Source organism: uncultured Phascolarctobacterium sp., from assembly GCF_937920985.1.
Lineage (GTDB): Bacteria > Bacillota > Negativicutes > Acidaminococcales > Acidaminococcaceae > Phascolarctobacterium_A.
On sequence record NZ_CALDXR010000012.1, the window covers coordinates 1 to 5090 of the forward strand.

Sequence of the window (5090 nt, forward strand, 5' to 3'; positions counted from 1 at the left end):
TAGATACACAACAACATATAATTGCTCAGAAAGAGCAGGAGCAAGCTTCCAAACGCGCTGAACAGGATTTGCAGCATCGCGTTAGTCAGTCTATGGCTAAATCGCAGCAGCAAAGCAGCCGTTTGGAGGCTTTTATTTTACCTGAGGAAGAGAATAGTTTTAAAATTAAACAGTTTGTACTTTCTGCGCCTGAGTATGGATATAAATTTACTTGGATAGATGAATATCTGGCACAGTTTAATGGTCAGAGAATCGGCGTGAACGGCATCAATGAATTGCTGAAACGAATCAACCAGGAAATCATTAACCGCGGATATGTAACAACGCGAGCTTATGTTGGGGAACAGGATTTATCAAAAGGTAAATTTGTCTTTTCATTAGTTCCTGGTATTGTGGGGGATATTAAATTCAGAAATGAAAATACCTGGGGAACTTGGCATAATGCAGTTTGCATGAAGCGAGGTTCAATACTTAATATACGTGATATAGAACAGACCATAGATAATTTTAACAATGTGCCTTCGCAGAGTGCAGATATAAAGATTGAGCCGGGCAGTAAAGAAGGTGAAAGTAATCTTGTTATAGATATTAAGCGCACAAAGCCCTGGACTTTAATGACTTCATTAGACAACAGTGGCACTAAGACAACAGGCAGGGCACAGATGAGCGCAACATTGCAGCTGTTGCAGCCTTTTTCAGCGAACGATGTATTTTACGCAAGCTGGAATGAAGATGCTACGCAATCAGGTGAACGCAAGGGAACAAGGGCGAACAGCTTGTACTACAGTGTCCCGTTCGGTAAGGAGCGGTTTACTTTCAGCCACAGCAAGAATGATTACCACCAGACTGTTGAATATGCAGTAAACCCTTTTGTTTCCAGCGGTAAATTTACAAGTGACAGCATCAGCTGGAATCATTTGCTGCAGCGTGACCAAAAGAGTAAGACTGATTTTGAGCTTGGTCTTGTACATAAAACTCGTCACAGCTATATAGACGGCACAGAAATAGAGGTGCAACGCCAAAAGACAACGGCAATGCAGGTTGGTGTCAATCACAGGCAGTACCTTGGCGCAAGCGTATTAGATGCCTCGCTGAAATGGCAGAAGGGCTTGCCGTGGTATGCAGATGCAGGACCTACTGACGGTATGACGGATGAAGCAACAACGCAGTACAATATGTATCTGTTCAGCGCTAATTATACTGCTCCGGTGCCTTTTGGAAACGGGTATGATGCGCAGTATAATGTTTCCATGCGTGGGCAAAAGGCAGACCAGAGAATATATGGCAGTGAATTCTTTTCTATAGGAGGCTGGTACAGTGTACGTGGCTTTGATGGAGAGCAGACGCTTTCAGCAGAAGATGGCCTTGTAGTACGCAATGAGCTTCGTTTTCCGATAGATGATTTACCGCATCAGCTATATCTGGCATTGGATTATGGCAAGGTATCAGGACCATCTGCCGAATATTTATTAGGGACGGAATTAGTAGGCAGTGCAATCGGTATGCGCGGAAGAATAGGGGCTTTCAGCTATGATGCATTTGTTGGTTATCCGGTCAAGAAGCCGGAAGGCTTTAAGACTGCTAGCAGAACGTATGGCCTGATGCTTACAGCACAGATTTAAAGATATCGGTATAAGCCTTAGGATGGAGGGCTATTATGGGGAATTTGGGTAAGAACAGAAAGAAATTTTTGGCTTTGGCTATTGCTTTATCATTGCAGATGCAGGCAGTTATGCCTTGTTATGCAGCGGTTACTGCAGAGGCAGGTGGAGCGAATGTAAACGGTAATATAATCAATATAGTGAAACCGGACAGTAATGGCCTATCACATAATAAATTTACTGATTTCAATGTGGCTGGCAATGGTATTGTCTTCAACAACCATACAGGAAGTGCGCAGTACAATTCCCACTTAGCAGGAGCATTGAACGCTAACGCCAATTTGCAGGGAAATGCAGCAAAGCTGATTCTTACTGAAGTAACTGGTACAGGCAAAACGAACCTGAATGGTATGCTGGAGATTGCCGGTACAAAAGCTGATTTAGTAATTGCCAATCCCAACGGCATTGTCGGCAAGGGTTTTGGCTTTATCAATGTAGGCAGAGCTACGCTTACTACAGGTATGCCTGATTGGGGTGCTGACGGTAAGTTAAATGGCTTTTCTGTTGCAAAAGGTACTATAGATATCCAGAATGCTGGCTTAACAGAAGAGCAACGCACAGATTACAGACCTGATAAATTAGATATTATGGCCCGTGCGATAAAAATTAATGATGAGCTTTGGGCAAATGAGGCGATAAATGTTGTAGCAGGCAGCAATGAGGTAAAATACAATACAGATGGCTCGTTAGAAGTCCATAAAACAACTGCGACTGCGGAAAAGCCACAGGTGGCACTTGATGTGGCTGCATTGGGTGGTATGTATGCCGGTAGGATTATGCTTGTAGGTACGGAAAAAGGACTGGGCATGAATATTGGCGGCAACCTGAAAGCGCAGGAGAATTTAAGCATTACCAATGACGGCAGGATTGTCTTTACTAAAAACGCTGGTAGCAATAATACTGCGGACGGATTATCGAATAAGGATTACACATCTCTTACCTCCGATGGCAACGTGATGATCAGCAGTACAGAAGACATTGAAAACAGCAGCGTTATAACGGCACAAAAGGATATGACGCTGACTGTTGGCGGCAAACTGACCAACAGTGGTACATTGGAAGCAGGTGCAGCTTACACTGCAGAAGAGGAAGAGGAAAATCCTAAATTTTTGCAGGACGCTGCAGCATTAAGGATTACTGCGGACGAAATTACAAACAGTGGCAATATTAATGCGTCCAAGATATTGGATGTAACCAGTACTAAAGCTATAAACAATAACGGATATATGCATAGCAGTGGCGAAGCAAGTATTTCTGCTGGTGGTATTCTTAGTGGCAGTGGTTCTATCGGCGCAGGAAGCAGCGTAAATGTTACAGCAGATAAGATTAGCTTAAACAAGAAGAATATTTATACTATCGGTGCAGATGGCAAAATTAATAATACTACTGGTGTAAGCATTACAGAGATTAATCCTGATAAACCGGTAATACCTGAGACGCCGGATCCTGAGGCACCGCGTGAGGCAGAAGATTTTAAAGCGCCTGCCTTGCCTGATATAGCGCAAGCTTCTGGTGTTGCGGCTACGGTGAAAAAGGATAAGATAAGTGACAATGATTTAGATTTAGTGGCAGATGCTAACGCCAATGGTAAATATAAACCAATTATTGACAAAGCTGCTAATGGTGTTGACCTGGTGCAGATTGCGGAAGTGAACGGCAACGGTGTTTCCCGTAATTTGTACAGTGATTTCAACATTAAATCCACAGGCCTGATTTTGAATAACGCAACCAAGTACACTAAAACTGAGCTTGGCGGTTACATTGACCGCAATATGTTCCTTGCAGGTAAAGGTGCGCGTGTAATCTTAAACGAGGTTACCAGCAGCAATGCCAGCACGCTTAACGGATATCTGGAGGTTGCAGGCAACAAAGCAAGTGTTGTTATTGCTAATGCCAATGGTATAAGTGTTAACGGACTTGGGTTTATCAACACAGATAATGTGGTTCTCTCTACAGGCGCAGTGACGAATTGGGCAGACGGTAATTTAAAGTTTGGAAACAACAAGGGTGATATACTTATCGCTGGTGATGGCCTGAATGCGCGCACTCCTAAACAGCTGGAGATCTTTACGAACAACCTGCAGGTAGATAAAAGTGAAGTATATACCAATGAACTGCATATCAGTGCAGATGGATTGCTGCAGAACACCGGTAAGATTGCTGCAACAGAAAATATGCGGGTAAATGCTGGAGCACTTAAAAATAGCAGCTTGGGTTACATTGAAGCACAGAAAAATTTAACAGCTACAGTAAGTGGTGATGTGGAGCAGGATAAGGCTACCTTGAAAGCAGGCGAAGCTCTTAAGGTTTCTGCTGCAAAATTATCTAATACTAATAACAGCTTGATTTCTGCCGGAAATGATGCGAATATCAATATTGCTGCGTCTATTAGTAATAATAAATCTATCATCTTAGCTGGCAATGATTTAGACGTGAGGGCAGCTGATTTCATCAATCAGGATACTGCCCTGGTTAACTATGGGCAAAATGGTACGCTTGCTGTTGCTAATAGATTTGCTAATGACGGTGCAACAATCAGTGCTGATGGCAGCAGCGCACTGACAAAAATTACGACGACGGATTTCAGCAATACTAATAAAGGCGCTTTTGTCAGTAAGGGCAGCCTGCAGTTAGAAGCAAGCAATACGTTGAATAATAATTATGCCAATATTTATGTTTCCGGCGATGGGAAAATAAAAGCAGGCATGCTACTGAACAGTAATCTGGCTAATTTACATACCGGCGGGGATGCGAAAATAACTGCTGACACAATGCGCAGCAGTAAAGCAAGCGTTGACGTACAAGGCAATCTGGAAGCAGATTTAGGCAGTTTTACGAATCAGGACAGTGCATATTTGGGTGTTGGTAAAAATGCTGTTATAAACACCTCAAACGATTTCACGAATAAAGACCTTGGTAATATTTTTGTCACTAAGAATCTGACAATCAACAGCATTGGCGATTTCCTGAACGAAGATGGTTTGGTGGCTGTTGGCGCTAGTGGCACAATTTCTGCCAACAATATTACAAATCAGAACAAAGCAGGCGTAAAGCAAGGCTCTTTAATTAATGCTGTAGGCGATTTGTCTTTAAATGCACAGGAAACAGTTATGAACTGTTCCTCTGATATAGAAAGTGAAGGCAATATCAGCATTAAGGCGAAGAATCTTGTCAACAAGAAAGAGATTTTTGAAACAAGCTTTAAAGAAAGCCATGAGGATATTTCCTACAAGATACCGCATTTGAACGCACCTAATTATTATGATGCAGTGCGCAAATTTGACAGGCAGATTTTGACTGCGCAGATTGATAAAGAGACTGCGGATGCAAATATTATTGCCAGCGGTAACATCAATATTGATTTGGACAAAGATCTGACCAACCATTACAGCAAAATAAAGGCAGGCAAAAATTTAACTGTCAATGCTG

General features: G+C 42.5%; 2 protein-coding genes. Both read left to right on the forward strand.

Annotated features, from left to right (window positions below; translation table 11 throughout):
* Nucleotides 1-1622 (forward strand): ShlB/FhaC/HecB family hemolysin secretion/activation protein (locus Q0612_RS01800; RefSeq protein ID WP_298879993.1); only part of this gene is annotated, 1622 nt, incomplete at its 5' end.
* A gap of 35 nt (nt 1623-1657) precedes the next feature.
* Nucleotides 1658-5090: filamentous hemagglutinin N-terminal domain-containing protein (locus tag Q0612_RS01805; RefSeq protein ID WP_298879997.1), on the forward strand; the 3433-nt coding region annotated here is incomplete at its 3' end.